1 protein-coding gene is annotated in these 1,084 nt (G+C 62.9%); it reads left to right on the plus strand.

Annotation, left to right across the window (positions count from 1 at the left end; all coding sequences use genetic code 11):
- Nucleotides 1-1,084: NADP-dependent phosphogluconate dehydrogenase (gene gndA, locus AC1DE4_RS31770; protein WP_477884755.1), on the plus strand; the 1,084-nt coding region annotated here is incomplete at both ends.

A 1,084-nucleotide genomic window follows, 5' to 3' on the forward strand; every position in this document is an offset into this window, starting at 1 on the left:
CTGCGCTGCGCCCGCATCTTTCCAAGGGCGACATCATGATCGATGCCGGCAACGCCAACTTCCGCGACACGATCGCCCGTTTCGACCGCCTGAAGAACACCGACCTCACCTTCATCGGCATGGGTGTCTCGGGTGGTGAAGAGGGTGCACGCCATGGGCCTTCGATCATGGTCGGYGGCACCGAGGACTCCTGGAAGCGCGTCGAGAAGGTGCTGACCTCGATCGCCGCCAAATACAACGRTGATCCTTGCGTTGCCTGGCTCGGCAATGACGGTGCCGGCCATTTCGTCAAGACGATCCACAACGGCATCGAATATGCCGACATGCAGATGATCGCCGAAATCTACGGCATCCTGCGCGATGGTCTCGGCAAGAGCGCCAAGGACATTTCCGGCATCTTCGGCGAATGGAACAARGGTCGCTTGAACTCCTACCTGATCGAGATTTCCGAGAAGGTGCTGGCCGCGAGTGATCCGGTCTCCGGTGGCCCGATGGTCGACATGATYCTYGACAAGGCCGGCCAGAAGGGCACCGGCAAGTGGTCGGCGATCGAAGCGCAGAACATGGGCATTCCGGCAACCGCGATCGAAGCCGCCGTTGCCGCCCGCAGCCTGTCGTCGATGAAGACCGAGCGCGAAGCCGCCGAGAAGATCTTCGGCAAGCCGGAATACAAGTTCCCGATCGCCTACGGCCCCGAACTCAACAAGGATCTGGAGCTGGCGCTGTTCGCCGCCAAGATCGGCGCYTATGCGCAGGGCTTCGCCGTCATGGCGGAAGCATCGCGCGAGTTCAACTGGTCGCTGCCGATGCCTGTCATCGCCAAGATCTGGCGAGCCGGCTGYATCATCCGCTCGCAGTTCCTCGACGAGATCACCTCGGCCTTCACCAAGGCTCCGGATGCTGCCAACCTGGTSGTGACGCCTGCCTTCTCCGAGATGGTCAAGGAATCGATCCCGGCGCTGCGCCGCGTCGTTGCGGCGGCCCTGCAAGCCGGCCTGCCGGTTCCGGCGCTGACCTCGGCGCTGACCTATTTCGACGCCTATCGCCAAGGCCGCGGCACCGCGAACCTGATCCAGGCGCAGCG

The organism is Rhizobium sp. 10N414, assembly GCF_056394785.1.